The sequence below is a fragment of the Desulfomarina sp. genome, from assembly GCF_054039375.1.
Window position 1 is genome coordinate 1 of sequence record NZ_JBPLBA010000158.1, and the last position, 24,749, is coordinate 24,749.

At 48.9% G+C, this 24,749-nt stretch carries 24 protein-coding genes and 1 tRNA gene; 17 read left to right on the forward strand and 8 right to left on the reverse strand.

Annotation, left to right across the window (positions count from 1 at the left end; translation table 11 throughout):
- Positions 1-160 precede the first annotated feature (160 nt).
- From purB to miaB, 3 genes are read left to right on the forward strand one after another with little or no spacing between them, the layout of a single operon-like run.
- The gene (purB, locus tag ACXLDX_RS09380; RefSeq protein WP_457576917.1) at positions 161-1,609 is read left to right on the forward strand and encodes an adenylosuccinate lyase; all 1,449 of its coding nucleotides are present in this window, start codon (positions 161-163) and stop codon (positions 1,607-1,609) included.
- Between the two features lie 4 nt (positions 1,610-1,613).
- Entirely contained in the window at positions 1,614-1,853 is a 240-nt protein-coding gene (locus ACXLDX_RS09385) for a DUF4911 domain-containing protein (RefSeq protein WP_457576918.1), read from the forward strand.
- Positions 1,854-1,863: 10 nt separating this feature from the next.
- The gene (gene miaB, locus ACXLDX_RS09390; RefSeq protein WP_457576919.1) at positions 1,864-3,222 is read left to right on the forward strand and encodes a tRNA (N6-isopentenyl adenosine(37)-C2)-methylthiotransferase MiaB; all 1,359 of its coding nucleotides are present in this window, start codon (positions 1,864-1,866) and stop codon (positions 3,220-3,222) included.
- A 118-nt stretch (positions 3,223-3,340) separates the two neighbouring features.
- On the opposite strand, the gene ACXLDX_RS09395 is transcribed toward miaB, so the two are convergent.
- The 8 genes from ACXLDX_RS09395 to lptA all read right to left on the reverse strand — a co-directional run bounded on the left by ACXLDX_RS09395 (position 3,341) and on the right by lptA (position 11,969).
- Complete coding sequence (locus ACXLDX_RS09395) at positions 3,341-5,329, reverse strand: DNA topoisomerase IV subunit A (RefSeq protein WP_457576920.1); 1,989 nt, start codon at positions 5,327-5,329, stop codon at positions 3,341-3,343.
- Between the two features lie 7 nt (positions 5,330-5,336).
- Positions 5,337-7,172 (reverse strand): DNA topoisomerase IV subunit B, encoded by a 1,836-nt coding sequence (locus ACXLDX_RS09400; RefSeq protein ID WP_457576921.1) that lies wholly within the window; start codon positions 7,170-7,172, stop codon positions 5,337-5,339.
- 151 nt (positions 7,173-7,323) lie between these two features.
- Complete coding sequence (locus ACXLDX_RS09405; protein WP_457576922.1) at positions 7,324-7,536, reverse strand: hypothetical protein; 213 nt, start codon at positions 7,534-7,536, stop codon at positions 7,324-7,326.
- Entirely contained in the window at positions 7,533-7,853 is a 321-nt protein-coding gene (gene cutA / locus ACXLDX_RS09410) for a divalent-cation tolerance protein CutA (protein ID WP_457576923.1), read from the reverse strand. Before cutA ends, ACXLDX_RS09405 begins: the two co-directional genes overlap by 4 nt.
- A gap of 359 nt (positions 7,854-8,212) precedes the next feature.
- Positions 8,213-9,172 (reverse strand): helix-turn-helix transcriptional regulator, encoded by a 960-nt coding sequence (locus ACXLDX_RS09415; RefSeq protein WP_457576924.1) that lies wholly within the window; start codon positions 9,170-9,172, stop codon positions 8,213-8,215.
- A 3-nt stretch (positions 9,173-9,175) separates the two neighbouring features.
- The gene (rpoN, locus tag ACXLDX_RS09420) at positions 9,176-10,633 is read right to left on the reverse strand and encodes an RNA polymerase factor sigma-54 (RefSeq protein WP_457576925.1); all 1,458 of its coding nucleotides are present in this window, start codon (positions 10,631-10,633) and stop codon (positions 9,176-9,178) included.
- Between the two features lie 10 nt (positions 10,634-10,643).
- Complete coding sequence (lptB, locus tag ACXLDX_RS09425) at positions 10,644-11,366, reverse strand: LPS export ABC transporter ATP-binding protein (RefSeq protein WP_457576926.1); 723 nt, start codon at positions 11,364-11,366, stop codon at positions 10,644-10,646.
- Between the two features lie 60 nt (positions 11,367-11,426).
- Positions 11,427-11,969, reverse strand: coding sequence for a lipopolysaccharide transport periplasmic protein LptA (gene lptA, locus ACXLDX_RS09430; protein ID WP_457576927.1), 543 nt, complete (start codon positions 11,967-11,969; stop codon positions 11,427-11,429).
- Positions 11,970-12,455: 486 nt separating this feature from the next.
- Here lptA and argB point away from each other — a divergent pair, with 486 nt between their 5' ends.
- The 14 genes from argB to ACXLDX_RS09500 all read left to right on the forward strand — a co-directional run bounded on the left by argB (position 12,456) and on the right by ACXLDX_RS09500 (position 24,508).
- Positions 12,456-13,355 carry an acetylglutamate kinase gene (gene argB / locus ACXLDX_RS09435; protein ID WP_457576928.1) on the forward strand — a complete coding sequence of 300 codons (900 nt, stop codon included), beginning with the start codon at positions 12,456-12,458 and terminating at the stop codon, positions 13,353-13,355.
- Positions 13,355-14,563, forward strand: coding sequence for an aspartate aminotransferase family protein (locus tag ACXLDX_RS09440; RefSeq protein WP_457576929.1), 1,209 nt, complete (start codon positions 13,355-13,357; stop codon positions 14,561-14,563). The genes argB and ACXLDX_RS09440 overlap by 1 nt, the downstream gene beginning before the upstream one ends.
- 151 nt (positions 14,564-14,714) lie before the next feature.
- On the forward strand, positions 14,715-15,626 hold the full coding sequence (gene argF, locus ACXLDX_RS09445; RefSeq protein ID WP_457576930.1) for an ornithine carbamoyltransferase: 912 nt from the start codon (positions 14,715-14,717) through the stop codon (positions 15,624-15,626).
- Between the two features lie 138 nt (positions 15,627-15,764).
- Complete coding sequence (locus ACXLDX_RS09450) at positions 15,765-16,994, forward strand: argininosuccinate synthase (protein ID WP_457576931.1); 1,230 nt, start codon at positions 15,765-15,767, stop codon at positions 16,992-16,994.
- Complete coding sequence (gene argH, locus ACXLDX_RS09455) at positions 16,987-18,399, forward strand: argininosuccinate lyase (RefSeq protein WP_457576932.1); 1,413 nt, start codon at positions 16,987-16,989, stop codon at positions 18,397-18,399. Before ACXLDX_RS09450 ends, argH begins: the two co-directional genes overlap by 8 nt.
- Complete coding sequence (locus tag ACXLDX_RS09460) at positions 18,396-19,460, forward strand: fibronectin type III domain-containing protein (RefSeq protein ID WP_457576933.1); 1,065 nt, start codon at positions 18,396-18,398, stop codon at positions 19,458-19,460. The genes argH and ACXLDX_RS09460 overlap by 4 nt, the downstream gene beginning before the upstream one ends.
- A 148-nt stretch (positions 19,461-19,608) precedes the next feature.
- Positions 19,609-20,445 (forward strand): diaminopimelate epimerase, encoded by an 837-nt coding sequence (gene dapF, locus ACXLDX_RS09465; RefSeq protein WP_457576934.1) that lies wholly within the window; start codon positions 19,609-19,611, stop codon positions 20,443-20,445.
- Between the two features lie 165 nt (positions 20,446-20,610).
- Complete coding sequence (gene dapA, locus ACXLDX_RS09470) at positions 20,611-21,492, forward strand: 4-hydroxy-tetrahydrodipicolinate synthase (RefSeq protein ID WP_457576935.1); 882 nt, start codon at positions 20,611-20,613, stop codon at positions 21,490-21,492.
- Between the two features lie 16 nt (positions 21,493-21,508).
- Positions 21,509-22,318 carry a 4-hydroxy-tetrahydrodipicolinate reductase gene (gene dapB, locus ACXLDX_RS09475; RefSeq protein WP_457576936.1) on the forward strand — a complete coding sequence of 270 codons (810 nt, stop codon included), beginning with the start codon at positions 21,509-21,511 and terminating at the stop codon, positions 22,316-22,318.
- A 28-nt stretch (positions 22,319-22,346) separates the two neighbouring features.
- Positions 22,347-22,895 (forward strand): 2-amino-4-hydroxy-6-hydroxymethyldihydropteridine diphosphokinase, encoded by a 549-nt coding sequence (gene folK / locus ACXLDX_RS09480; protein ID WP_457576937.1) that lies wholly within the window; start codon positions 22,347-22,349, stop codon positions 22,893-22,895.
- Positions 22,892-23,161: a TRASH domain protein gene (locus ACXLDX_RS09485; protein ID WP_457576938.1), complete on the forward strand. Its 270-nt coding sequence runs from the start codon at positions 22,892-22,894 to the stop codon at positions 23,159-23,161. Before folK ends, ACXLDX_RS09485 begins: the two co-directional genes overlap by 4 nt.
- Positions 23,145-23,753: a lytic transglycosylase domain-containing protein gene (locus tag ACXLDX_RS09490; RefSeq protein ID WP_457576939.1), complete on the forward strand. Its 609-nt coding sequence runs from the start codon at positions 23,145-23,147 to the stop codon at positions 23,751-23,753. Before ACXLDX_RS09485 ends, ACXLDX_RS09490 begins: the two co-directional genes overlap by 17 nt.
- A gap of 34 nt (positions 23,754-23,787) precedes the next feature.
- The gene (gene pgsA / locus ACXLDX_RS09495; protein ID WP_457576940.1) at positions 23,788-24,351 is read left to right on the forward strand and encodes a CDP-diacylglycerol--glycerol-3-phosphate 3-phosphatidyltransferase; all 564 of its coding nucleotides are present in this window, start codon (positions 23,788-23,790) and stop codon (positions 24,349-24,351) included.
- A gap of 70 nt (positions 24,352-24,421) precedes the next feature.
- Positions 24,422-24,508 (forward strand) — tRNA-Leu (locus tag ACXLDX_RS09500).
- Positions 24,509-24,749: the final 241 nt, after the last annotated feature.

Below are 24,749 nucleotides of genomic sequence, written 5' to 3' on the forward strand. Positions count from 1 at the left end.
CTCGCCTATTATCGTGGTGTAAACAGGCAAAAATAATGCTATAGAAAGAAGTCAAAGATTGTCCACGGGATCTAATTTCGAACCGCGATCCGGTCTTCATATCTAATTACAACGTAAAAATAACAATATAAATTAATTATCCAGAAATTTTGGAGATATTATGAAAAAAAATATTTACCAGGAACCATTGGTCAGCAGATACACCAGCAATGAAATGCAATATCTGTTTTCAGAAGAAAAAAAATTCACCACATGGAGAAAATGCTGGGTCGCTCTTGCCGAGGCACAATTTGAGCTCGGCCTGAACAATATTATCAATGAAAAAATGCTCGATGAGCTTAGAAAAAACATTAATAATATTGATTATGACATTGCTTCAGCTAAAGAAAAAGAGATCAGGCATGATGTTATGGCTCATGTTTATGAATATGGGACACACTGTCCTTCCGCCGAAGGTATAATCCATCTTGGCGCTACTTCTCAATTCGTTGTCTGTAATACAGATCTGCTTATTCAACGTGAAGCTTTTCGTCTTGTCAGAAAAGCTCTTCTCGGTGTCATTCGGAATCTTGCTCAATTCTCCGCTCAATTTAAAAACCTTCCAACCCTGGGTTATACTCACTATCAACCGGCGCAACCGACCACCGTCGGAAAACGCAATACTCTGTATATTCAGGATTTATTAATGGATCTTGAATATGTTGATTTCTTTCTTGATAAGATGAAAGCCCGGGGGGCCAAAGGCACCGTCGGCACCCAGGCTACTTTTCTGGAGCTCTTCAAAGGTGATCACGAAAAGGTGAATAAACTTGATAAACTGGTTGCAAAAAAACTCGGCTTTGATGCCGTTTTCAGCGTTACCGGCCAGACCTATAGCAGAAAACAGGATATGAAACTTGCAGAAACACTTTCCGGTATTGGCGCAACTGCCCATAAATTCGCGGTTGATCTGCGCCTGCTCTCTAATTTAAAGGTCCAGGAAGAACCTTTTGCAGAAAACCAGACGGGCTCCTCAGCCATGGCTTATAAAAGAAACCCAATGCGTTCCGAACGAATGACCGGACTGGCCAGAAAACTGATGGGGCTTGTTCAGAATTTCAGCTCAACTTATGGAAATCAGTGGTTTGAGAGAACACTTGATGATTCCGCCATCAGACGCATGGATATCCCCCAGGCATTCCTCCTCACAGATGCAATATTAAAGTTATTTATTAACATTACCTCCAATATGGTTGTTTATCCGAACCAAATCAAGCGACAGCTCCTGGCTGAATTGCCCTTTATGGCAACTGAAAAAATACTGATGGAGGCTGTCGAACGAGGAGCCAGCAGACAGGAGATGCATGAACTCATCAAGGAACACGCATTTGCTGCCGGCAAAGTAGTTAAGGAGGAAGGTGGTGACAATGATCTTCTTTTGCGACTGGCCGGAGATAAAAGAGTCCCCTTCTCTCTTGAAGAAATCCAGGAACTCATCGGTGATTTTTCCCAGTTCACCGGCAGAGCCAAGGAGCAGACGGAAGAATTTCTGGAGCAGTTGGTTACCCCGCTGCTTGAAAACAACAGAGAAGACCTGGACGTACCTCTGGATGCCAGCCTCTCAGTCTGAAATTATGAAAGAAACTGAAAATTTCAAAGAGTTGTTCCTGAGAATCGGTCCGGAAAGATATCATTTTCTGAAATTCATCCTTGAAGGATATGACAATCTGGCTGTTCTCTCCTGTATTGAAAACAAAAAAGGACTGGTTGTTCTCCGCTATGGTGACAAAAGTGAAAAGGAGGTGTTTTCACTACTCTCCAGCATAGCAGGGTTATTACCTACGTCAAATCACTTACATAAACATAAAAGTTGATTTTATTTCTATGGCAGATAAAATTTTTTACATTAAAACCTTCGGCTGTCAAATGAACGAGCGGGACTCGGAAATCATTGCCCAGTCACTGGCGGGCCATGGCTACATTGAAGGGATGGATTTGGACGATGCCGATCTTGTCGTCCTCAACACCTGCTCTATTCGTGCTAAAGCTGAACAGAAGGTTATGAGCCTGCTTGGCTACCTGCGAAAAAACAAGCAGAAAAACCCTGCCCTTAAAATATGTGTGGCCGGATGCGTTGCCCAGCAGGAAGGGAGTCGAATCATTGACAGGATGAATCATGTGGATCTGGTAATCGGCACCCAGAATATTTACAATATCGCAGAACTTCTCGAAGAAACCAGCCGGAGCGGATCTGTAGTGGCCACCGATCTTAAAGATCAGTATGACATTCCAAATCTGCTGCCCTCTTCAGTTTCCGGAAATGATCAGGGTAACACCCTTTTTCGTCAATTTGTCACTATTATGCAGGGGTGCAACAACTATTGCACATACTGTGTCGTACCCTACACAAGAGGTCGTGAAGTTTCACGTAAGTACAGAGATATAGTTGACGAAGTTAAAGTATTGGTTAATGAAGGCGTAAAGGAAATCACTCTCCTTGGACAGAATGTGAATTCCTACGGTAAGACCAATGAAGTCCATCCTGAAAACAGGAATTATTCTTTCAGTGACCTGCTTCATGATGTTGCAGCAATACAAGGTCTGAAAAGATTGCGATTCACCACTTCCAACCCCAAGGACCTGACGGAAGAGCTGATGACCTGCTTCAGGGATATCGATATTCTCTGCCCGCAGTTCCATCTGCCTGTCCAGGCCGGGTCCGACTCCGTGCTCAAAAGAATGAATCGGAAATACAGTGTGGCCGGCTATCTTGAAAAAGTGGCTAAATTAAGAGAATTCTGCCCTGATATTGCCTTGACTACCGATATTATAGTCGGTTTTCCTGGAGAAACTGAAGACGATTTTGCAGGGACAATGCAGCTCCTGGAAACCGTGCGTTACCATGGTTCTTTTTCTTTTAAATATTCCGACAGACCCGGGACCCGTGCCAGTACATTTGATAAAAAACTTCAGGTTGAAGAAAGCGTTAAATCCATGCGTCTGTCGCGATTTCAAGCCAGGCAGGATGAGATCAGCCTGGAGCGCAACAGAGAGTTTCTCGGAAAGACAAAAAGTATCATGATAGAAGAGTGCTCGGAAACAGGGGCCAGGGGTCGCACCGACACCAACCACATAGTACACCTGCCCTGCCCCCCTGGACGTCCAGTTCCGGGTAGCTTTATCGACGTGAAAATTGTCCACGCCGGCAATCATTCACTTCGTGGGGAAATTTTGAACTTATAATAGGTAAACTACGCGGTTCCAAAGGACTTTTGCAGGCTCTTCCTGGCTGCACAACCTGCCTGTGCGGACTATAAAGTGACCGTGAAAGCCGGGCAAGGAACATAAGGCTGGCATGAATTCACTCAGCGTCCTTGTCAAGACCCGGCAGCACGAGGTTTTTTTTCGCCGGCTCCGTCCTGGGGCCGGCGGACCTGGCAACCCTGCGCACCGTCCTGTTTGAGACTCTCTTTCCCTTCGCTGCAACGCCTTTTATAAGATAGTCATCAAAGATAACATCCAGAACATTGGTTCTGGCCCTCTGGGACGGTGTCATATATACCCTGGCAAACTGCTCTTCTCCCTGGGTCAGCAGAAGAATCCTGGATTTTTTATGCTCCGGAAAAAGCCGGTATTCCTTTTCCAATATGAACTTCGGTGTCTTAAATCGTTTCACATAGGCCTGACTGGTTTTTCCGTCCCGGTATATTACATTAAAAACACTCTTTCTTTTTACAACTCCAAGCCACTCCAGCTCATGGCCGACAAAAAGCTTTTCCGTTACCGGAATAATTTTGTACAGACCATTTGTAAAGATAAGAAACAGCCGGTCATATTCCGAACAGGTAACAGACTGATCCTTTTTTTCATCCTCAACCTTGATCTGGCTGCCCAGAAATCCGCTTTTACGATTATAACCGATAACCAGGTTGGAAAGAGCCACTTTCCTGATGCTGACTTCCGAGAAACTCTTGATTTTCGTCCTTCGCGGATATAAATGACCGTACTTCTCCAGGAGTTCATCAAGGAATGAAATGGTATATTGAACCATGTCCTGCAGGGATTTTTTTATCCCGGTGATCTCTTTTCGTATCCTGTTGATTTCCTTCTTCTGTTTATTGATATCCCACCGGGAGATACGTTTAATCCGGATCTCAAGCAACCTCTCAATATCCTCTACGGTAACCGGTCTCAGAAGCTCCCCGCTGAACGGTGCCAGACCTGTTTCCACACTTTTTATAACAGCTTTATAACTTGTCTCCTCCTCAATATTTTTATAGAGACGCTCCTCGATAAAAATCTGTTCCAGCAGCCTGGCCTGCAGTTTCTCTTCCAGTCTGCCCAGATCAATTTCCAGCCCTTTCTGCAGATCATTTTTTAATTTCCGGGTGTTATGCTCAAGCACACGGGTAACGGTGGTTGTTTCCGGGGTTGTGCCGTTAATGAGTGTCAGGTTGGGAGTGATGGATATTTCACAATCGGTGAAAGCGTAAAGGGCCTTGATCGTGTCTTTTGCGTATACACCCCGCGCAAGTTTAATCTCTATTTCGACTTCTTCCGCGGTATAATCGTTTATGGAAACAATTTTGATTTTTCCTGCCTTGGCCGCCTTTTCAATCGAATCAGTCAATGACTGGGTTGTGGTTGTGTAGGGTATTTCCTTAATTATTATTGTTTTTTCGTTCTGCTCTTCGATCCTTGCCCGGCAACGGATCTTTCCATTGCCGTTATCATAATTGCTGACATCAACAAACCCTTTCTGGGGGAAATCGGGAAAAAGAACAAATTCCTCCCCTTTCAGGATTTTCTTCTGGGCCTCCAGCAATTCACAGAAATTATGGGGCATTATCTTTGTGGCCATGCCCACGGCAATCCCTTCAGCTCCCTGGAGCAGAAGAAGAGGAATTTTTGCGGGCAGTGTCACCGGTTCCATCATTCTGCCATCATAGGATTCAACGTATTCCGTCAAATCCCTGTTAAAGAGGATTTCCTTTGCAAGCGGTGAAAGTCTGCACTCAATATATCTGGCTGCAGAGGCCCGGTCCCCGGTGAGAACATTGCCGAAATTGCCCTGCTGGGTGATGAGATAACCCTTGTTGGAAAGATTGACCAGAGCGGCAAATATTGACTGATCCCCGTGGGGATGGAGTTTCATGGTTTCTCCGACAACATTGGCCACCTTGTGGAACCTGCCGTCTTCCATGTTGAACAGGGTCTGAAGAATACGACGCTGGACCGGCTTTAAACCATCATCAATGGAAGGAATGGCCCGCTCCCTGATAACATATGAAGTGTATTCAAGAAAATTTTTATCAAAAAGCTGATGGAGTGTACCTGCAGTTGATTCCATAGTTGCATCAGTCCTCAAAGATTAAATTTTCCATGATATATTTTCGACGGTCCGGAGTGTTTTTCCCCATGTAGAATGAAAGAACTTTCGAGACTTCGCTCAAAGAATCGAGAGTTACCTGTTTCAGCCTGATGTCCGGCCCTATAAACTGCTTGAACTCTTTTGGTGAAATTTCACCAAGTCCCTTGAATCGTGTGGTCTCCACAACTTTTTTGTTTTTCCCTTTCCCCTGCAGTTTCCGGGTCGCGCTGTTTTTTTCTTTTTCGGAATAACAGTAAATGGTTTCTTTTTTTGTCCTCACCCGGAAAATAGGGGTTTCGAGAATATAGATATAACCGAGCTTTACCAGGGGTTCAAAATAGTGAAGAAAAAATGTCAGCAGCAGATTACGGATATGCAGGCCGTCAACGTCTGCATCCGTGGCCAGAATGACTTTGTCATAGCGAAGATCGCTTATGGAATTTTCGATATCAAGTGCACGCATAAGCGAATACATTTCGTCATTTTTGTAAAGAACAGCCAGTTTCTGTCCAAGTACATTCATCGGCTTGCCCTTCAGGGAAAAAACCGCCTGGGTTAACGGGTCCCGCGAAGAAACAATTGACCCGGCCGCAGACTGCCCCTCGGTGATAAAGAGCATGTTTTCCTGGTTCTTTTCCGATGGCTTTTTCCTGGACGGATGGTATTTGCAGTCCTTGAGCTGGGGGATCTTAAGAGCCACTTTCTTGGCCTTGGCCCGTGCCTCCTTGCGTACGGACTGCAGTTCTTTTCTCACCTTTTCATTTCTGAGGATTTTTTCAATCAGGATATCAGCAGATTCGGTATCCTTGTACAATGCGCTCGAAACCGCGTCCCTCACCTTGTTGACCACAAAAGATCGGATTTCTGTGTTGCCGAGTTTATTCTTGGTCTGGGATTCAAAGACCGGATCCTTGATTTTTATGGCCAGGGTCCCGACAATACCGTCCCGAACATCTTTGTTGACAAATTTCCGGCCGGCGTATTCGTTAATTCCCTTCAGAATACCTTCCCGAAAAGCCGACAGGTGCGTTCCTCCCTCACTGGTATATGTCCCGTTGACAAAGGTGAAATACGTATCCCCGAAGGAATCCGTATGGGCGAAGGCAAACTCCAGAGTCCCCTCCTTATAATAAATCGGTTTATACAGGTTAGCTCCATCCAGTTCCTTGTCGAGCAGATCCAGCAACCCGTTGGCTGAATAAAAAAGTTTTTTATCAAGATACAATTTAAGCCCGGCATTGAGATACGCATATCTCCACATCCTTTTTTCCACAAAAAGGGGATCAAAACGAAATCCCGGAAACATTTCCCTCGACGGCAGAAACTCTATAAGTGTGCCGTTTTTGCAATCAGCCTGCCCTTTCTTCTCTTCAACCAGATCTCCATTTCGAAAGAAAGCTGTTGCAAATTTACCGTCACGCCAGGCAGTTACACGAAACTCTTCAGACAATGCATTAACTGCTTTTGTACCAACACCATTGAGGCCGACTGAAAACTGAAACACATCAGTGTTATATTTAGCACCGGTATTGATAACTGAAACACAGTCGACAATTTTTCCCAGGGGAATACCCCTGCCAAAATCCCGGACAGCCACCCTGCCATCATCTTTAATGGTGATATCGATCCGTTTCCCTGCTCCCATTATAAATTCATCAATGGCATTATCGACAACCTCTTTCAGTAAAATATAAATACCGTCATCCTGGTTCGAACCATCACCGAGACGACCGATATACATTCCCGGTCGCTTTCTGATATGTTCCAGGGAACTCAAGGTCTTTATCTTACTTTCGTCGTAATTATGGGTAGATACATTCATAATAAAGAGTATTCAATAACATTGATTAAAGGAGATGTGCGCATACTATTGCATTTTCGAGTAATGCGCAATATCTCTCGGATATATGCAGTCAAACCTCCTTTTCAGGTTTTCTTCGAGCTGGTAACTTTATGTTTTTATAACATTATTTCTACATCATCCGGATACGTTCACAGTCCGGGCAGATCCAGGTCGGCCCGTTACTGATGCCCCACTTGTTTTCCTCAAAACATTCCTTACAGATCTGAAAACCGCAGGGGCAACTCCAGCAGAACTCCTGTTTTTTCCCGCAGCAGTGGCACCTGTATTCCCCTATTTTTCTTCTTCTGTAATTTTTTTTCTTTTTTTCTTCCTGCTTTTTCATCCTCCTGTCTCCCCCACCACCCAGTTGAGATATTCGTTGCTGCAATGACTCACCGGTACGGCAACAATTTCCGGTAAATCATAGGGATGCAGTTCCTTTATTCTCTTTTCCACCAGGCTGTATTTTGATTCGGCCGTTTTCAGCTGCAGAAGATATTCCACTGATATTTCTGTTTTCCCCTGCCAGCGGTAATGACTCTGTACAGGGCCGGAAAGTTGAGCGCAACCGATAAGATTTTCAGCCAGCAGTATCTCCGCGATTTTTTCACCATCCTCTTTCCTTTCGAAAGTAGTTGAAATAATAATGAGAGAATGCATATTATACGCCTCCAGTAATGTTTTCAAAATTGCTCACAGGCCCCCCATCTTTTCACGGTCTCTTTTGTCCGCCCGGTGAAAAGCTGCGGCAGGTGAACAATTAAAGTTCAGGGGCCAATGTTGTTAACTTAAGGGGTGAGTCCCATTCCGACTTTGTCCGAGGGACGCCATAAACCCGTCTCTGGGGGCTTGTCTGCAGCCGTCCTGGCTGCAGACACCCTCGGCCAAGGTCAGAATGGAACTTTCCTTAACCATCTTGTCCTTAAGTTAACGACATTGAGTTCAATCTAGAACACAGTAAGCTGCTTTAAAAGAAACGCAGGCATAACAGTATCATATATCGAGGGAGTTTTGAACTGTTATTTTGTGAGGCTACCCTGGCTTCCGGCCATGTAAATTTCTGCCATTCCATTGATTTCGGAAATAATTTTCTCCTGCAGTTCGGGAGGCGAGACGACTTTGGCCAATCTTCCGTATTGCAGAATTTTCATGGTGATTTCCCTGAAATCACTGATCGGCAGCCGAAGCAGTAAGCCGTTGTCGGTCTGTTGCATTTCCTGATCCCTGTGCCAGTGCTGGTTGCGAACCAGTTCTGCTGCTGTTCCCGTGAAGAGGATTTCAGCTATGCAGCGGGGGCTGCCTTTGAAAATGCCAAAGGATTGCTGCAGGCTCTGCCTGTCAATAGTCGTCTCGGACGGTGTTGGACTGTCTGTGATTTCCACGGTAGAGATTCTTGCCATATGAAAAAGGCGATTAGCCTTTCGCAGGTTGCAGTAGGCCAGCAGGTACCAGCGTCCCTGGTAGTTGTGAATGAGCAGGGGGGCGATTTTTCTGGTGCTGCTCTTTTTGTCGAGAGCCCGGTAGGAGATGTTTAAAAATTTCTCTCTGGTTAATCCTTCTGAAATTGCAGCAAAAACGTGGTGGTCTACAGTTTCCACTTCTATCCATTCACAGGAAATTTTTTCCAGGAGTTTCCGGTAGTCCGGCAGGACCATGCTGGACAGTTTTTTTTCAAGCTGCTGTACTTCCGGCAGCTCTGCGAGCCCGGCTTCGCCGGCGAATCTGTTGAGCATGGTGAGCAGGAAAACAATGCGGGGGCCGTTTTCAAAGGGGAGGGCGAAGGATTCATCCCCGTACCTGTAGCCGTTCTTTTTCCGGTCAAAGACAAGGGGGGCCAGAAGACGGTCCCGGAGGTAAGCAATATCTCTTTTGGAAGTTGCCGGGGAAGTTTCAAATTGTGCCGAAAGACTCTTTGAGTTGGGGAAATTTCCCTTCACCACTTCCCGGTGGAAATAGAAGACCCGTTCAAGCAGGCTCATGGGTTATTTTGCGTGTCTGCGGTGTTTGACCGGAAGGATCTTCAGCTGGTCCCTGTACTTGGCAACGGTCCTTCTGGCGATCTTTATGTTCTGTTCTGCCAGTTTTTTCGCAATGGCATTATCGCTGAGCGGTTTGGCCTTGTCCTCTTCCCTGATCATTTTTTCGATCCGTGCCTTGATCGATTCGGCGGCCAGGGCATCTCCTTCGGTGCGGGGGATGGCCGTGGAGAAGAAATATTTCAGCTCGAAAATTCCCTGGGGCGTGTGGACATATTTGTTGGAGGTGACCCGGCTGATGGTGGATTCGTGCATTTCAATATCATCAGCCACATCTTTTAAAATCAGGGGGCGCAGATAATGGGGGCCGTGTTCAAAGAAATCACGCTGGAATTTCAACAGGCTCTCCACGACCTTGTATATGGTTCGCTGGCGCTGGTGCAGGGACTTGATAAACCAGTCAGCATTTTTGAGTTTGTCGCTGATATAATTCTTTGACTTTTTTTCCAGGTCCTTGCAGGTTTCCAGCAGCTCCTGGTAATGGGAGGAGAGTTTCAGCCTCGGCAGGTCATCATCATTGAGGCGGATGACATATTCGCCGTCTATCTTGCGTACGTAAACATCGGGGACAATATAATTGGTGTTTTCGTTGGTGTAAGGCAGTCCGGGAAAAGGGGAGAGTTCAGAAGTAATAAAATCGATTGCCCGGCTGATTTCAGGCTTCTTTTTTCCGGTAGCCCTGGCAATTGCCTTGAAGTTGCGGGTAACAAGAAGGGACAGGTGATTTTTTACTATTTCGGCAGCCAGACTGTTTTCCCTGCCCATCCTCTCCAGCTGCAGGTAGAGTGATTCACTTACGTCCCTGGCCGCGATGCCGGGAGGATCGAGATCCTGGATCACCTCAAGAACATATTCAGCTTCATCATGGTCACAGCCGGTTTCGGCCTGAATCTGGGCAAGGTCGACTTCAAGAAAGCCGTAGCGGTTGAGGTTGCCGATGATGAAGAGGGCAATTTCCATTTCTTTTTCGTCCAGTTCGCAATGGGCAAGCTGCCATTGCAGGTAGGACATCAAACCCGGTTTTTCGGAAATAAATTCAAACTGGGATGGAGTGTCGGCGGGGGGAGTTTCGTGGGCAAAGGAGAAGTTTGAATCAAAATTATTGGCGTAATCCTCCCAGTTTACCTCGCCCATTTTGTCAGAGATTTCCACTTTCTCCGTGACGTCCAGTTCCCTGCCTTTTTCCCCGGTCGGTTCAATGGTTGAGGAGAGGGACTGCGGGTTCTGGATGATTTCAGGAGTGGACAGATCCTCCTCCAGGGCCGGATTCTGTTCAATTTCCGCCTGGAGCGCGTCGGAGAGTTCCAGCCTGTTGAGCTGAAGAAGCTTGATGGCCTGACGCAGCTGGGGCGTCATCACGAGTTTCTGGGCCAGCTTGAGCTGGAGTCTGAGTTCGAGGGCCATGGAATATCAGTTACATATGAAAATTTTCACCAAGGTACATTTTGCGGGCGACTTCACTTTCAATAATGTCGTCCGCCACACCGGAGGTGAGTATCTGTCCTTCATTCATAATATAGGCAAAGTCACAAACCTGCAAAGTTTCTCTGACATTATGATCGGAGATAAGAATTCCCAGTCCCTTGTCCTTGAGGTTGTAAATCAGTTTCTGCAGGTCGTTGACGGCCAGAGGGTCAATTCCGGCAAAAGGTTCGTCCAGGAGGATGAATTTGGGCCTGGTGGACAGGGCCCGCATGATCTCCACCCGTCTTCTTTCCCCGCCGGAAAGGGCGTGACCCTTGTTATGGCGGAGATATTCGATGCCGAGATCATCCATCAGCTCGTCAATCCGTGCGTTGATCTTCTGCCTGGACAGTCCCAGCGGTTCCAGAATTATCCGTACATTTTCTTCAACCGTCAGTTTTTTGAAGACGGAAGGCTCCTGGGCTAGATAGGAAATACCTTTCAGGGCCCGCTTATGGATGGGAAGATTGGTGATCACCTCACCGTCAAAGAGAATATTTCCCTTGTTCGGACGGATGAATCCGGCAATGGAATAAAACGATGTTGTTTTTCCTGCTCCGTTGGGGCCTAGCAGGCCGACCACCACACCTGTTGTGACCTGGAGGCTGACGCCGTCTACAACAGTGCGGGGACCGTAGCGTTTGACGATATTTCTGGTTTCCAGCAATGACATAATGTTTTCTGACTACGCCTAAAACTCAATCCGGTAAGCCGGGTTTTACAGATAATTCTGTTATTTTTGAATAATGGTCATATTGACCCGTGCTTTCTTCTTTTTTCTGCCGGACTTGGAAACTGTTGTTCCTACCCTGCCGATAACCTCCGAGCGACCTTCGTCCAGGTAGTAAATGATCTTGCTGCCGCTGACCATGTTCTGTCCCTGCCAGGCCTTGGCGTTATCAACAAGGATAACCTGTCTTTCTTTTGAAAGATAGATCATTTTTTTTCCGGTACCCAGCCAGTCGCCCCTGGTGACCTCCACATTCCCGGTACAGATCAGTTTCTCTACCTGCTGGGCCATTTTGGGACTGTTCTTTTTCTTTTTTTTGTCAGCCCTGGTGTAGTAGACGGTCATCTTGTCAGCACGGATGCGCACATCCCCCTGTTTTGCATCTACATCGCCGGTAAAGACTACAGAGCTGCTTTTTTCCGTTGAAGTCATGTGGTCGGCTTCGATATGAATGGGTGATTTTGCCGAAAAAACGGTGACCGGGAAGAGCAGAAAAAGTGCTGTGAACAGTGAAACTGCAATATGGGAATGAAAAAAAATCTTCATTGTATTGCTCCCTTTCAGGTGGTTGCCCGGCATTTGGATCAGGTCTTTCTGGAAAACATTCGCTTCCCTTCGGTCCACCTCTTTACGGATTCAGATGGCAGGAAAAGTGGTTCAGTCCCTGACTTGTGCCGGCTTCAGTATCGGGCGCATGGTAGCTTACTGGCCGGTAATTGTAAAGAGCTGGAAATTTCCGCCCCTTCTGGAAACGAAAAAAACCGCTTCAAAGAATACTTTACTTACCCCTTATAAGTCAGTACAATATTTTCACTTTTTTCCAAACGGGGGGGATATTGATCAAAGGATACGACTTTGCCAAAACGACAGTAATTACTCACAGGTACCCCATTTTCACGGTCTCTTTTGTCCGCACAGGCAGGTTGTAGCGAAGAAGAGCCTGCAAAAATCTACGGCACCTGTGAGCAATTACACTTCAGAGGTAATAAAATCACAGGGTTGCTATCCCTGTGACCAATTACAAACGACATTATGAAAATTGTAGAAAAAAATATTGAAAAAGCCAAGGTGCTGATCGATTCCTTACCCTATATGCAGGAATTCAGGCACAAGACCATCGTCATTAAATATGGTGGTCACGCCATGGTTGACGAGCACCTGAAGAAGCAGTTTGCCCTCGATGTTATTCTTCTCAAACAGGTGGGTATTAATCCGGTTATTGTCCACGGGGGCGGTCCCCAGATCAACAGGTTACTGGACCGTATGGGGATAAAGCCCAGTTATGTCCAGGGGATGCGCGTCACTGATGGAGAGGTGATGGACGTGGTGGAGATGGTGCTTGTGGGCAAGGTGAATAAGGAAATCGTCGGCTTGATTAACCATTGCGGTGGCAAGGCCGTGGGCCTCTCCGGCAGGGATGGGGATCTTATCTGTGCCCGCAAACTGCGGGTGAGTTCCAGAGTGGACAGCGCGGAAACAGGTGTTAATCCTCCCGAATTGATCGATCTTGGTCGGGTTGGCGAGGTGACTGCTGTGAATCCCGGTGTTTTGGCAAGTCTCAGCGGCAATGATTTTATTCCCGTGATTGCCCCGGTGGGTGTAGGGGAAGACGGGCGGGCCTTCAATATCAACGCTGATCTGGTTGCCGGTGCCATTGCCGGAGAACTGGCAGCGGAAAAACTGATTCTGCTCACCGATGTGCCCGGCGTGAATGATCGGGACGGCAGACTGATTACCACCCTGCCCCGTGGTGAACTGGAACAGTTGATTGATGACGGGACGGTGGCGGGGGGGATGATCCCCAAAGTCCGCTGTTGCGTGGACGCAATCAGTCGTGGAGTTGCAAAAACATATATTGTTGACGGCAGGGTGGAGCATTCGATTCTGCTGGAGATGTTTACGCCGGAAGGTGTCGGCACGGAGATATACTGATGGAAATAACTGAAAATGCGGAACTGAAAAAGAGGGCGGATGCTGTTTTTATCGGCAACTATGCCAGATATCCTGCGGCCATGGTGAGTGGAGAAGGGTGCCGGCTTGTTGATTGCGACGGGCGGGAATATCTTGATTTTCTGGCGGGTATTGCCGTCTGTGGTCTGGGGCATTGTCATCCGGGGGTCACTGAAGCGATCCGTGAACAGGCGGGCCGCCTGGTCCATGTCTCCAACCTTTACTATACGGAGCCGATGACTCGTCTGGCTGAGCTTCTTGTCGCCAATTCCTTTGCTGAAAAAGTCTTTATGGCCAACAGTGGCGCCGAAGCGAATGAGGCAGCCATCAAGCTTGCCCGCATCAACGGCGGCGAGGGGAGATTTGAGATTATCAGCCTTGCCGGTTCCTTTCACGGCCGGACCCTGGCGACGGTTGCTGCTACGGGTCAGCCCAGGTTTCATGAGGGCTTTGAGCCTATGCCCGCGGGGTTTCTCCACGCCTCTTTTGGTGATCTGGAGGCCATTGAAAAGTTGGTAACAGGCAGGACCTGTGCCATTCTCTGTGAACCTCTGCAGGGAGAAGGTGGCGTGAGACCCCTTGAAAAAGAGTACCTGCAGGGAATCAGAAAACTGTGTGATGAAAAGAACCTTCTGCTCATCTTTGATGAAATCCAGACCGGTCTGGGCCGGACCGGAACATTGTTTGCCTATGAGCAGCTGGGGGTGACTCCTGATATCATGACCCTGGCAAAGGGGCTGGGTAACGGCCTGCCCATCGGTGCCATGCTGACTTCAACAAAGCTTGCTGCTGCCTTTGTGCCGGGCACCCATGCTTCCACCTTTGGCGGTAATCCGGTTGCCAGTGCGGCCGCAGTTGCCGTGTTGGATGTGATGCTGGAGGAGGACTTTCTTGCGGATGTCAGGGAGAGAAGTCTTTATTTCAGGGAGGAGCTGGAAAAACTGGCAGAACGTTATCCCCACATTATCAACAGGGTCCGGGGGCTTGGCATGATTCTCGGGGCTGTCCTGACTGATGCGGCTGTTGCCGTGGGAACGGATATTGTTAACGCCATGTTTGCAAGAGGATTTTTGATGAATTTTGCCGGCAATGTCGCTTTACGGTTTGTCCCGCCTCTGGTTGTCACAACGGCGGAAATTGATAAATTGATTACAGCACTTGATGGGGTTCTGGCGGAGACAGAAGTGTAAAACGGCAGAAGTTACATGGTTGCGTGGGAAAATGCTTTGCAAATCGTCTTTTTTTTAGGTAATGATACTTCTTTTCTCCCCGCTGTACAGGTTCTGCGGCCTCCGGATGGCCGTGAAAGGGGTGGGGAGGTAATTCAGCCAGGTGAGAAACGTGCCAAAGCATTTACGATCGTTACAGGAATTTACAGGGGGCGAGCTGATCGGTCTGGTCCGGCGGGCTATTGAACTGAAAAGGGAGAGAAGTGAAGGTGTTGCCCATAATCAGCTGGCCGGAAAGACGGTTGGTCTTATTTTTGAAAAACCCTCAACCAGGACCCGCGTCTCTTTCGAATCAGCCATGTATGGTCTGGGGGGGCAGGTGATTTTCCTTTCAGGCCGGGATACCCAGCTTGCCAGGTCGGAACCGTTGAAAGATATGTCCAGGGTCATGTCCCGCTATGTGGACGGCATGGTGGTCAGAACTTTTGGTCAGAATGTGGTGGATGAACTGGCTGATTATGCTTCTGTTCCGGTGATAAACGCGCTCACAGACCTGCATCATCCCTGCCAGATCCTGAGCGATATCATGACGGTTATCGAAAAAAAAGGCGATATTGAAGACCTGCATATCGTCTGGCTGGGGGACGGCAACAATATGGCGAATTCCTGGATTCAGGCGGCTGCGAAGATCGGCTTCAGGTTGACTCTTGCCTGCCCGGAGAAATACGGGCCTGATGAAACCATCCTGAGAGAGGGACAGGCCGAGGCGGAAAAAACAATTACCCTGGTGAATGATCCGGTGGCAGCGGTTCAGGCAGCTGACGTGATCAATGTTGATGTCTGGGCATCAATGGGAATGGAGAGTGAACAGGAGGAGAGGCTGAAGGTTTTTTCCCCCTATCAGTTGAACACAACTCTGCTGGAGAGGGCTCCGGCGGGGGCCATTGTGCTTCACTGTCTGCCGGCCCACAGGGAGGAGGAAATAACGGATGAGGTGCTGGAATCAAGCCGCTGTGTCGCTTTCGATCAGGCGGAAAACAAGATGCATATACATAAGGCGATCCTGGAGAAATTCCTTGCCTGAGGCGGGAAGCTGTTTCTGTTGAACAGAATGACAATCCTGAATTCGTGACAGCTTGTGATATTTTTCCTGTCCGCCTCCTTTCGCCATCCTATCACGGGTTCAGGACAATGATGTAAATGAGGAAAACAGAGGATATAAATGACTGTAAAAAAAATAGTGCTTGCCTATTCAGGCGGGCTGGATACATCGGTAATCCTGAAGTGGCTTGCAGAGGAGTATAACTGCCCTGTTATAGCCTATGCCGCCGATATCGGACAGAAAGAGGACTGGGACGCCGTTCGGGAAAAGGGGCTTGCTACCGGTGCGGAGAAGGTGATCATCTCCGATCTGCAGAAAGAATTTGTGGAAGATTATATTTTCCCGGCTTTTCGGGCCAATGCGATCTACGAGGGAACATATCTTCTCGGGACATCCCTTGCCCGCCCCATCATTGCCAAAGAGCAGATCAGAATAGCAAAGGAAGAGGGCGCCGATGGTGTCAGCCATGGGGCAACAGGAAAGGGAAATGATCAGGTTCGTTTTGAATTGGCTTATATCGGTATTGACCCGACCCTGAAGATCATTGCGCCGTGGCGGACCTGGGATCTTAATTCCCGGCAGAAACTGGTGGAGTTTGCTGAAAACCATGAAATCCCGGTGCCGGTCACCAGGGAGAAGCCGTACAGTTCCGATGAAAACCTGCTTCATATCAGTTTTGAAGGCGGGATGCTGGAAGACCCCTGGACGGAGCCGGACGAGGCTATGTACCAGTTGACTGTTTCTCCGGAGGCGGCACCGGACAAACCGACCTACCTGGAGATTGAATTCAGTAACGGTGATCCCATCGGTCTGGACGGGGAAAAGATGGACCCCCTGCCGCTCTTTCTACGTCTCAATGAGCTGGCCGGCGCCAATGGGATAGGTCGTCTTGACCTGGTGGAAAACCGCTTTGTCGGCATGAAGTCCCGCGGGGTTTATGAAACCCCCGGCGGCACCCTGCTGCGCGCGGCGCATATGGCACTGGAAACGATCACCATGGATCGCGAGGTGATGCGGATCCGGGATTCCCTGGTGCAGCGTTACGCGGATCTGGTGTACAATGGTTTCTGGTTCTCCCCGGAAAGGGAGCTGCTCCAGACCACAATGGATGCCAGCCAGAAGACAGTGAATGGTGTTGTCCGCATGAAACTCTACAAGGGTAACTGTACTCCGGTGGGCAGGAAATCCGTGCAGTCCCTCTACCAGGAGAATTTTGCCACCTTTGAAGAGGATGATGTCTATGATCAGTCCGATGCAACCGGATTTATCCGTCTCAATGGACTGCGTCTGAAAATCAACGCTTTACAGAAGAGTGGTCTGGAAGGAAGAATTGCCAATTATTATGACTGATTCAAAAAAGCAGAAGAATCCCTCGAAAAAGCTGTGGGGAGGGCGGTTTAGTGAAAAAACAGCCGCTTCGGTAGAGGAATTCACCGCCTCGATACAGTACGATTCCAGGCTGTATAAATATGACATTGCCGGCTCCAGGGCCCATGCAGCCATGCTGGCTGGCCAGGGGATTCTCTCCAGGAAGGAGCTGGAGGACATCGATTCCGGACTCGTGGAGATTGGTCGGGAAATAGAGGCGGGGACCTTCGAGTTTAAAGCAGAGCTGGAAGATATTCATATGAATATCGAAAAAGCCCTGGTTGACCGCATCGGTCCGGCCGGGGCCAAACTGCACAGCGGACGCAGCAGAAATGATCAGGTTGCCCTTGATTTCAAGCTCTATCTTCGTGATCAGTGTGATCAGCTCATGGAGCTTCTCAAGGCAGTCAACAGGGGTTTTGTCAGGCTGGCCCGCAATTACCTGGGTTCGCTCATGCCGGGTTACACTCATATGCAGCGGGCCCAGCCAGTTCTGGTATCTCACCATATGCTGGCCTATTTCGAGATGTTTTCCCGGGATTGTTCCAGGTTGGAGGATTGTCGCAGGCGGCTGAATCTTTCTCCCCTGGGTTGTGCGGCCATGGCCGGAACCGGGCTTCCCATCGATCGGGAGGAGGTGGCGGAAAATCTGGGATTTGACGGGGTTACTTCCAATTCCATGGACAGTTCCGGGGACAGGGATTTTGCCATCGAGTTTACCTCATGCTGTGCCATGATTCAGCTCCATCTCTCCAGACTGTCGGAAGAACTTGTACTCTGGTCAAGTCAGGAGTTTTCCTTTGTGGAAATTTCTGATAAGTTCTGTACAGGTTCATCGATCATGCCGCAGAAAAAAAATCCGGACATCCCGGAGCTGATCCGTGGCAAGAGTGGCAGGGTCGTCGGCAGTCTCATGAGCCTGCTGACCCTGGTCAAAGGGTTGCCGCTCACCTACAACCGGGACCTGCAGGAGGACAAGGAACCGGTTTTTGATGCGGTGGACACGGTTTCCGCTTCCCTTTCCATCATGGCTGAACTGCTGGAAAATCTCGAATTCAATACTTCCACCATGGAAGAGGCAACGAAAACCGGTTTTATCACGGCAACGGATCTTGCCGATTACCTGGTGTTGAAGGATGTTCCCTTTCGGGAGGCCCATACCATTGTCGGCAGGGCTGTTGCCTACTGCCTGGATAAGGGCTGTGAACTGGAAGATCTGAGTGTGGAGGAGCTGAGCCGTTTTTCTGATGTTATTGCAAAAGATGTTTTTGAAGTGCTCAGCGTGAGAGGATCCGTGGACAGTCGGATATCAACGGGTGGAACAGCTCAGGTGCGGGTTGAAGAGGCTGTTGCCCAGGCCGAAAAACAATTAGGGATAGCACAATGACAAGTAGATTCAGGTTGCAGATTGGGGGATTCCCGGGTATCGCGGTTCTTTTGTTTCTTTTGCTAGCCGGGTGTGGATACAAGAACAACCCGGTTCCACCCGAAAGTGTTGTGCCGCAGCAGATCAATGATCTGCGTTATACGGTTGGTGAACAGGGTGTTGTGCTGAACTGGTCCTGGCCTGTTGAGACGATAAAGGGTACGACAATTGATACCATTGATTCCTTTGAGCTGTTTCGAGCCGAGATTCCCCTGGACGATTATTGCGGTAACTGTCCTGTGCCCTTTGCTGAACCTCTTGAACTTCCGGGAGGCCCACCCATTGACGGGAAGGTGAGACGAACCGGTGCCTATACTGATTCCATGTTGAAGTCGGGCTATAAATATTTTTACAAGATTCGGACCCGCACCAACTGGTGGGCTTCAAGTGATGATTCGAATATTGTTTCTTTCACCTGGTTTGAACCGGCTGCCTCCCCGCAGGACTTGACCGTGATCCCCGGGGATCGTGAGATTACTCTTAACTGGCATCAGGTGAAAACCCGCGCAGATGGAAAATCCCTGAAAATGGCTGTCAAATATCAGGTTTTTCGTTCCGTGGGCGGCAAAGGGTTCGAAAAACTGGGTGAGCCGGTGGTGAAAACCAGCTATGTTGATCGCCAGGTTCGTAACGGCCAGAAATATTTTTACAGGGTACAGAGTCTGCTGGTCCATGGAAAGGAGCTGGTTGAAGGTGAGACAAGCAGGGAAATAGCAGCCGCTCCGGTGGACAGAACACCACCCCTGCCGCCTTCCGGTGTGACAGCAGTCTGGACTTCGGGTGGTGTCAAAATATTCTGGGATAAGAACGAGGACAGTGATCTGGGCGGTTACAGGGTTTATCGTCGCACAGCGGACAGTGATTCCTACGAACTGCTGGGGGATGTGGCTCCGGTATACACTCTGTTTGTTGACACCGGCGCGAAAGATAACATCAGGTACTACTGGGCTGTCACTGCTGTTGATAAGGCAAAACCAGTGAATGAAAGCGATAAATCGCGGGAGGCGACAATACGGTATTAATGAGTTCTGGTTGAGCAGATGGATTACACAGGCCCTCTAATCGGAAAGAACTCGGTTGAGGGCTTTGTTGTCTTGCAGGCGGATATGGGAAAATCATATACGCTTGGTTAGTAGCCCGGAGAGAAGTTAAAGAAGAAGGAGTGCGGTTATGTCCATTTCCTTTCCCCTCGAATTTGAAAAAATGAGTGGGACCGGCAATGATTTTGTCATTATTGATAATAGAAACAATGTTGTCCCCGTGGAAGAACAGAGTGAGTTCGCCGGAAAAATCTGCAGGCGGATGTTTTCGGTTGGTGCGGACGGTTTGATCCTGATAGAAAATTCCGATAAGGCCGATTTCGCCTGGTCTTTTTATAATGGTGATGGTTCTCTGGCTGATATGTGCGGTAACGGTGCACGGTGTGCTGCCAGATTTGCCTTTCGACATGGGATTGCGAAAGCGAAGATGCGGTTTGCAACGAGTGCCGGAATAATTGAAGCGGAAATCCTGGAGGATGAGGTTGTCCGGTTGCAGATGACCCAGCCCTTTGATTTCAGATTGGGGCTTTCCATGAATCTCGGGGGTGAGGAACGGCCGGTGGCCTTTGTGAATACCGGTGTACCCCATGCCGTGATATTTGTTGAGGACGAAGATATTGCCGTGAAGAAACTGGGGCGCAAGGTTCGGTTTCATGAACTGTTCGAGCCCGGGGGAGCCAATGCCAACTTTGTCAGAATTCTTGATGACGGGCGCTTGAAGGTTCGCACTTACGAGCGGGGAGTGGAGGACGAAACTATGGCATGTGGCACAGGAGCTGTTGCCGCCGCTCTTTTTGCGACTATGCAGAAAGGAATGGAATCTCCGGTGGAGGTGGTGACTTCCGGCGGGGAGGAATTGACGGTTTTTTTTGATCTGCTTGATGGGCCTGTTGCTGAAAATGTATTTCTGCAGGGACCCGCTCGATGTATATTTGCAGGAAAATTAACGGCTGAGGCTCTGCTCTAAAGCGGCCTTCAGGCATTAAGGCGGTTGAGCCGGCAACGGCCGGACCTTCCGGTCCGGCTATTTATACCCTTTGTTGGGTACAATCCAATGGAAGCTGAATTGCAGGATTGAGGTGAAGATTGAGAAGAGGCATATGGCTTCCATTTGTGACATAAGGGAGGAGTTATGAAAAAATTTCACGGAGCGCTTGTTGCACTGGTAACCCCTTTTATTAACGGTAAACTGGATGAGCAGGGTCTGAAAGACCTGATAGAGTTTCAGATAAAAAACGGCACCCACGGTATTGTTCCGGTGGGAACAACGGGAGAGTCAGCAACGCTAAGTTTTGAAGAGCATAAAAAGGTGGTTGATATCACTGTCAAAACTGTGAATGGTCGTGTGCCCGTGGTGGCCGGAACCGGTGCCAACAGCACACTTGAGGCTATTGAGTTGACAGACAGTGCCCGGGAAAGTGGCGCGGATGCTGTCCTTTCCGTGGTTCCCTACTACAATAAACCGAATCAGGAAGGCATCTATCTCCATTTCAAAGAGATTGCTGAAAAAGTGGATATTCCGATGTTTCTGTACAATGTTCCCGGAAGAACAGTGATCAATATGCTGCCGGAGACCGTGGCGCGACTGGCCGAACTGGACAATGTGATCGGTATCAAGGAGGCGAGCGGCAGCCTGGAGCAGGTTACCGATGTGCTGCGAAGCTGTCCCGATGATTTTATCGTTCTTTCCGGGGATGATTTTACCGCAATGCCCAGTATCTGTGTCGGCACAAAAGGTGTTATCTCTGTTGTTTCAAACGTGTTTCCCCAGGCGATGGCGGCACTGATGGAATCGGCTCTTGAGGGAGACCTGGTTAAAGCCAATGAACTGAACCGCAGGCTCTTTCCCCTGATGAAGTTGATGTTTGCGGCGCCAAGCCCGGCTCCGGCCAAAAAAGGGGCGGAACTCCTTGGCAAAATCAAGGATGGAACACCGCGGTTGCCCATGGCACCCATTGACGACGCCACCCTGGCCAGGTTGAAGGCAACTATGAAAGACCTGGGAATTCTTTGAGAGGGAGGGAGAATTTATGATAAAAGTAATAATAGCCGGTGCGGCCGGCAGGATGGGGCGACGGGTCGGGCTGATGGTCAATCGCCATCCACGGCTTGAATTTGCCGCTGCCTTTGAGGTTCCCGGCAGTCCCGCAATTGGGAAGGATGCCGGATTTCTCTCCGTCGGCGAGGAAAACGGAGTCATTATCGGTGAAGGGTTGGAATCGGTCATCAGCCAGGGCGATGTTATTATTGATTTTACCTTTCACAAGGCAACAATGGCGTTTGCGCGTCTGGCTGCCAAACATAAAAAGGCAATGGTTATCGGCACCACCGGATTGTCGGCGGAAGATCTGGCTGAGCTGGGTGGACTGGCGAAAAATTTTCCCTGTGTGCAGGCGCCTAATATGTCAGTTTGCGTCAATGTTCTTTTTAAGCTGGCGAAAAAAACCGCGGCCATTCTTGGGGATGACTATGATATAGAAATCATCGAAGCCCATCATAACAGGAAAAAGGATGCGCCCAGCGGTACGGCACTGAAACTGGCCGAGATGGCGGCGGAAGGCGTGGGGAGGAAACTTTCCGAAGTGGCTGTCTGCGAGCGTAACGGTATCATAGGTGAGCGGCGGTCAGAAGAGATTGGTATTCAGACGATCAGGGCTGCTGATATTGTCGGTGAACACACCATCTATTTTGCCGGGCAGGGTGAGCGGATAGAGCTTGTGCACAGGGCTCACAGCCGCGATCATTTCGCCCGGGGTGCTGCCACGGCTGCCGCCTGGGTAGTCGACAGGGAAAACGGTGTCTATTCCATGTTTGATGTCCTGGGATTGGATGATCTGTAAAAAGCCTGGGTACCTGTGAGGAGTCACAATGAAGGAGATGATGGACAGGGTCAGGGTCTTTATAGGTCTGGGTTCTAATCTTGGTGACGGTCCGTCAATCCTGCAGGACAGCTGGCGGATGCTTGGTGAAGCGGAGGGTGTGGAGCTGCTGGATCTCTCCAGCCCATATAAGAGCGCTCCGGTGGAGATGTCCAGTCAGCACCGGTTCACCAACGGGGTGGGCAGAATTGAAACGGTGCTGCCGCCTTCAGCTCTTCTGCAGGAGTTGTTCCGCGTTGAGGCGGCGTTCGGCAGAAAGAGAAAACCGGGTACCTTTGGGTACCAGGACCGACCGCTTGATCTTGATATGCTTTATTATGGTGAAATAATTCTGGATGAACCCGAGCTGATTTTGCCCCACCCTGGAATCAGGGAACGCCTCTTTGTCTTAAGCCCGCTTGTGGAGCTGGATCCCGGTTTCAAGGACCCTGTTTCCGGGGAAAGTGTCGCGGGCATGGAAGCTGAACTTAAAAGGAAGATTGCTGACAAAATAATGAAGAGTCAAGAGATTATTCGTGGAAAGTGGGGTGAGCCTTGAGCCCGATACGGATACTTATCCTGGCCATCCTGGTTTATATCGCCTATCGTCTGATTTTTGGGGCTGGAACCACTGCGGGAAGTGGCCGGGAGCCGGAAAAAACCGAAAGAAAAGAGATGCCGGTAGACGATGTACTGGAGGAGGACCCGATCTGCGGAAAACTTGTTCCCCGAAAACAGGCGGTTCGATACCATCGAGGGGAGAAGACGGTTTATTTTTGCAGCGAAGAGTGCTGCGGGAAGTATAAAAATGATCAGGAAAATTGATCTGCTTCTCTGTGCTGTTATTGCTGGTTCCATGACTTTTCTGGTCTGGACGGAAGGTCGGGCAGCAATGTTTATGTGCAGAAATGCACGGGGCGGGACTCAATTCACCAATGTACCTTCCATGCCCGGATGCTATGAAATCGTGCTGAAGGGCGGCACCATGGGGCGTGTATCATTTGGCGGCAGTAAAGAGTATAACCCGGAGCGATATGACAGGGAGATTTCCAGGGTTTCCAGAAAATACAAGGTGGATCCTTTTCTGATCAAGGCAATTATTCATACGGAATCGGGTTTTGATCACAGGGCCGTATCTAAACGGGGTGCCCGGGGGTTGATGCAGCTCATGCCGGATACAGCCAGGGAGCTCCACGTGAGAGACTCCTTTAATGCCCGACAGAATATTGATGCCGGAACCCGCTATTTCAAAAGACTTCTTGATATGTTCAAAGGCAATGTGCGGCTTTCACTTGCAGCCTACAATGCAGGCCCGAGGCTTGTTCAGGAATTAAACGATGTGCCGCCTTTTCCGGAGACGGTACGATATGTGAAGAAGGTGCTCGATCAATACAGAAGATATAAAATTTCCAGATAGGCAGGGACCACAGGTAACTCTGTGACCAATTACGATGAAACAGCTCTTTTCGGTTCCCAATATTCTTACCAGTTTTCGGTTTGCCCTTATTCCGGTGCTGATCATTCTTTTTTCCATGCACCAGACAACCGGCATTGAGCTCGCAAGTTTTATGGTGTTTACCGTGGCAGCTCTGACCGATTTTGTCGATGGCTGGGTGGCCAGAAGGTACCATATTGAAACCGTGCTTGGTAAACTGATGGATCCCCTGGCTGACAAGGTTCTGGTGACAACCGCTCTGATCATGCTGATTCCCCTGGGGAAAATTGCCGCCTGGGTCTCCCTGTTGATAATCTGCCGGGAGATCGTCGTGACGGGGTTCCGCGGCCTTGCGGCCACAACAGGGAAGGTTGTCGCAGCGGGATCTATCGGTAAACTGAAGAGCAATTTTCAATATTTTGGCCTGGGTTTTCTGATTTTTCCCTCTGGAGTCCTGCCGGTGCCCTATCAATATCAGGTGGGCACGATTCTTATCTATATTTCCCTTGTCCTTGCCCTCTGGTCCGGTTGTGTTTATGCCTGCCATCTTCGTGATGTTTTTCTCGAAACCGCGAAATAGAGTTTGATTGGCCCCACGTTTTTAATTCTCCTTGACGGTGCGGTAAAAAATACGGTATAAACAACTCCACGCCGGAGTGGTGAAACTGGTAGACGCACTGGACTCAAAATCCAGCGATCTTATGATCATGTCGGTTCGACTCCGACCTCCGGCACCAGCAAAAAACAAGGCTTTATCCCAGTAATAGCGGGATAAAGCCTTTTTTGTTGCCTTCTCCATTCTTCCTGCCCCTTGCTTTCTTTTGCCATTTTATGCTACCTTTTTATGAATAAATGGAGCAAAAATGGAGCAAAAAAATGGCCCGGATTGAAAAACGGAAAAATAAGCGCGGAATAAGTTATCTGGCGACTGTACGTCGAAAAGGGTTTAAGGCTGTTGCCAGGACGTTTGACACCAAA

Excerpts from the sequence above, each read along its gene's own strand:
- purB (WP_457576917.1), top strand. The coding sequence starts at position 161 with ATGAAAAAAAATATTTACCAGGAACCATTGGTCAGCAGATACACCAGC.
- ACXLDX_RS09385 (WP_457576918.1), top strand. The coding sequence starts at position 1,614 with ATGAAAGAAACTGAAAATTTCAAAGAGTTGTTCCTGAGAATCGGTCCG.
- miaB (WP_457576919.1), top strand. The coding sequence starts at position 1,864 with ATGGCAGATAAAATTTTTTACATTAAAACCTTCGGCTGTCAAATGAAC.
- ACXLDX_RS09395 (WP_457576920.1), bottom strand. The coding sequence starts at position 5,329 with ATGGAATCAACTGCAGGTACACTCCATCAGCTTTTTGATAAAAATTTT.
- ACXLDX_RS09400 (WP_457576921.1), bottom strand. The coding sequence starts at position 7,172 with ATGAATGTATCTACCCATAATTACGACGAAAGTAAGATAAAGACCTTG.
- ACXLDX_RS09405 (WP_457576922.1), bottom strand. The coding sequence starts at position 7,536 with ATGAAAAAGCAGGAAGAAAAAAAGAAAAAAAATTACAGAAGAAGAAAA.
- cutA (WP_457576923.1), bottom strand. The coding sequence starts at position 7,853 with ATGCATTCTCTCATTATTATTTCAACTACTTTCGAAAGGAAAGAGGAT.
- ACXLDX_RS09415 (WP_457576924.1), bottom strand. The coding sequence starts at position 9,172 with ATGAGCCTGCTTGAACGGGTCTTCTATTTCCACCGGGAAGTGGTGAAG.
- rpoN (WP_457576925.1), bottom strand. The coding sequence starts at position 10,633 with ATGGCCCTCGAACTCAGACTCCAGCTCAAGCTGGCCCAGAAACTCGTG.
- lptB (WP_457576926.1), bottom strand. The coding sequence starts at position 11,366 with ATGTCATTGCTGGAAACCAGAAATATCGTCAAACGCTACGGTCCCCGC.
- lptA (WP_457576927.1), bottom strand. The coding sequence starts at position 11,969 with ATGAAGATTTTTTTTCATTCCCATATTGCAGTTTCACTGTTCACAGCA.
- argB (WP_457576928.1), top strand. The coding sequence starts at position 12,456 with ATGAAAATTGTAGAAAAAAATATTGAAAAAGCCAAGGTGCTGATCGAT.
- ACXLDX_RS09440 (WP_457576929.1), top strand. The coding sequence starts at position 13,355 with ATGGAAATAACTGAAAATGCGGAACTGAAAAAGAGGGCGGATGCTGTT.
- ACXLDX_RS09450 (WP_457576931.1), top strand. The coding sequence starts at position 15,765 with ATGACTGTAAAAAAAATAGTGCTTGCCTATTCAGGCGGGCTGGATACA.
- argH (WP_457576932.1), top strand. The coding sequence starts at position 16,987 with ATGACTGATTCAAAAAAGCAGAAGAATCCCTCGAAAAAGCTGTGGGGA.
- ACXLDX_RS09460 (WP_457576933.1), top strand. The coding sequence starts at position 18,396 with ATGACAAGTAGATTCAGGTTGCAGATTGGGGGATTCCCGGGTATCGCG.
- dapF (WP_457576934.1), top strand. The coding sequence starts at position 19,609 with ATGTCCATTTCCTTTCCCCTCGAATTTGAAAAAATGAGTGGGACCGGC.
- dapA (WP_457576935.1), top strand. The coding sequence starts at position 20,611 with ATGAAAAAATTTCACGGAGCGCTTGTTGCACTGGTAACCCCTTTTATT.
- dapB (WP_457576936.1), top strand. The coding sequence starts at position 21,509 with ATGATAAAAGTAATAATAGCCGGTGCGGCCGGCAGGATGGGGCGACGG.
- folK (WP_457576937.1), top strand. The coding sequence starts at position 22,347 with ATGAAGGAGATGATGGACAGGGTCAGGGTCTTTATAGGTCTGGGTTCT.
- ACXLDX_RS09490 (WP_457576939.1), top strand. The coding sequence starts at position 23,145 with ATGATCAGGAAAATTGATCTGCTTCTCTGTGCTGTTATTGCTGGTTCC.
- pgsA (WP_457576940.1), top strand. The coding sequence starts at position 23,788 with ATGAAACAGCTCTTTTCGGTTCCCAATATTCTTACCAGTTTTCGGTTT.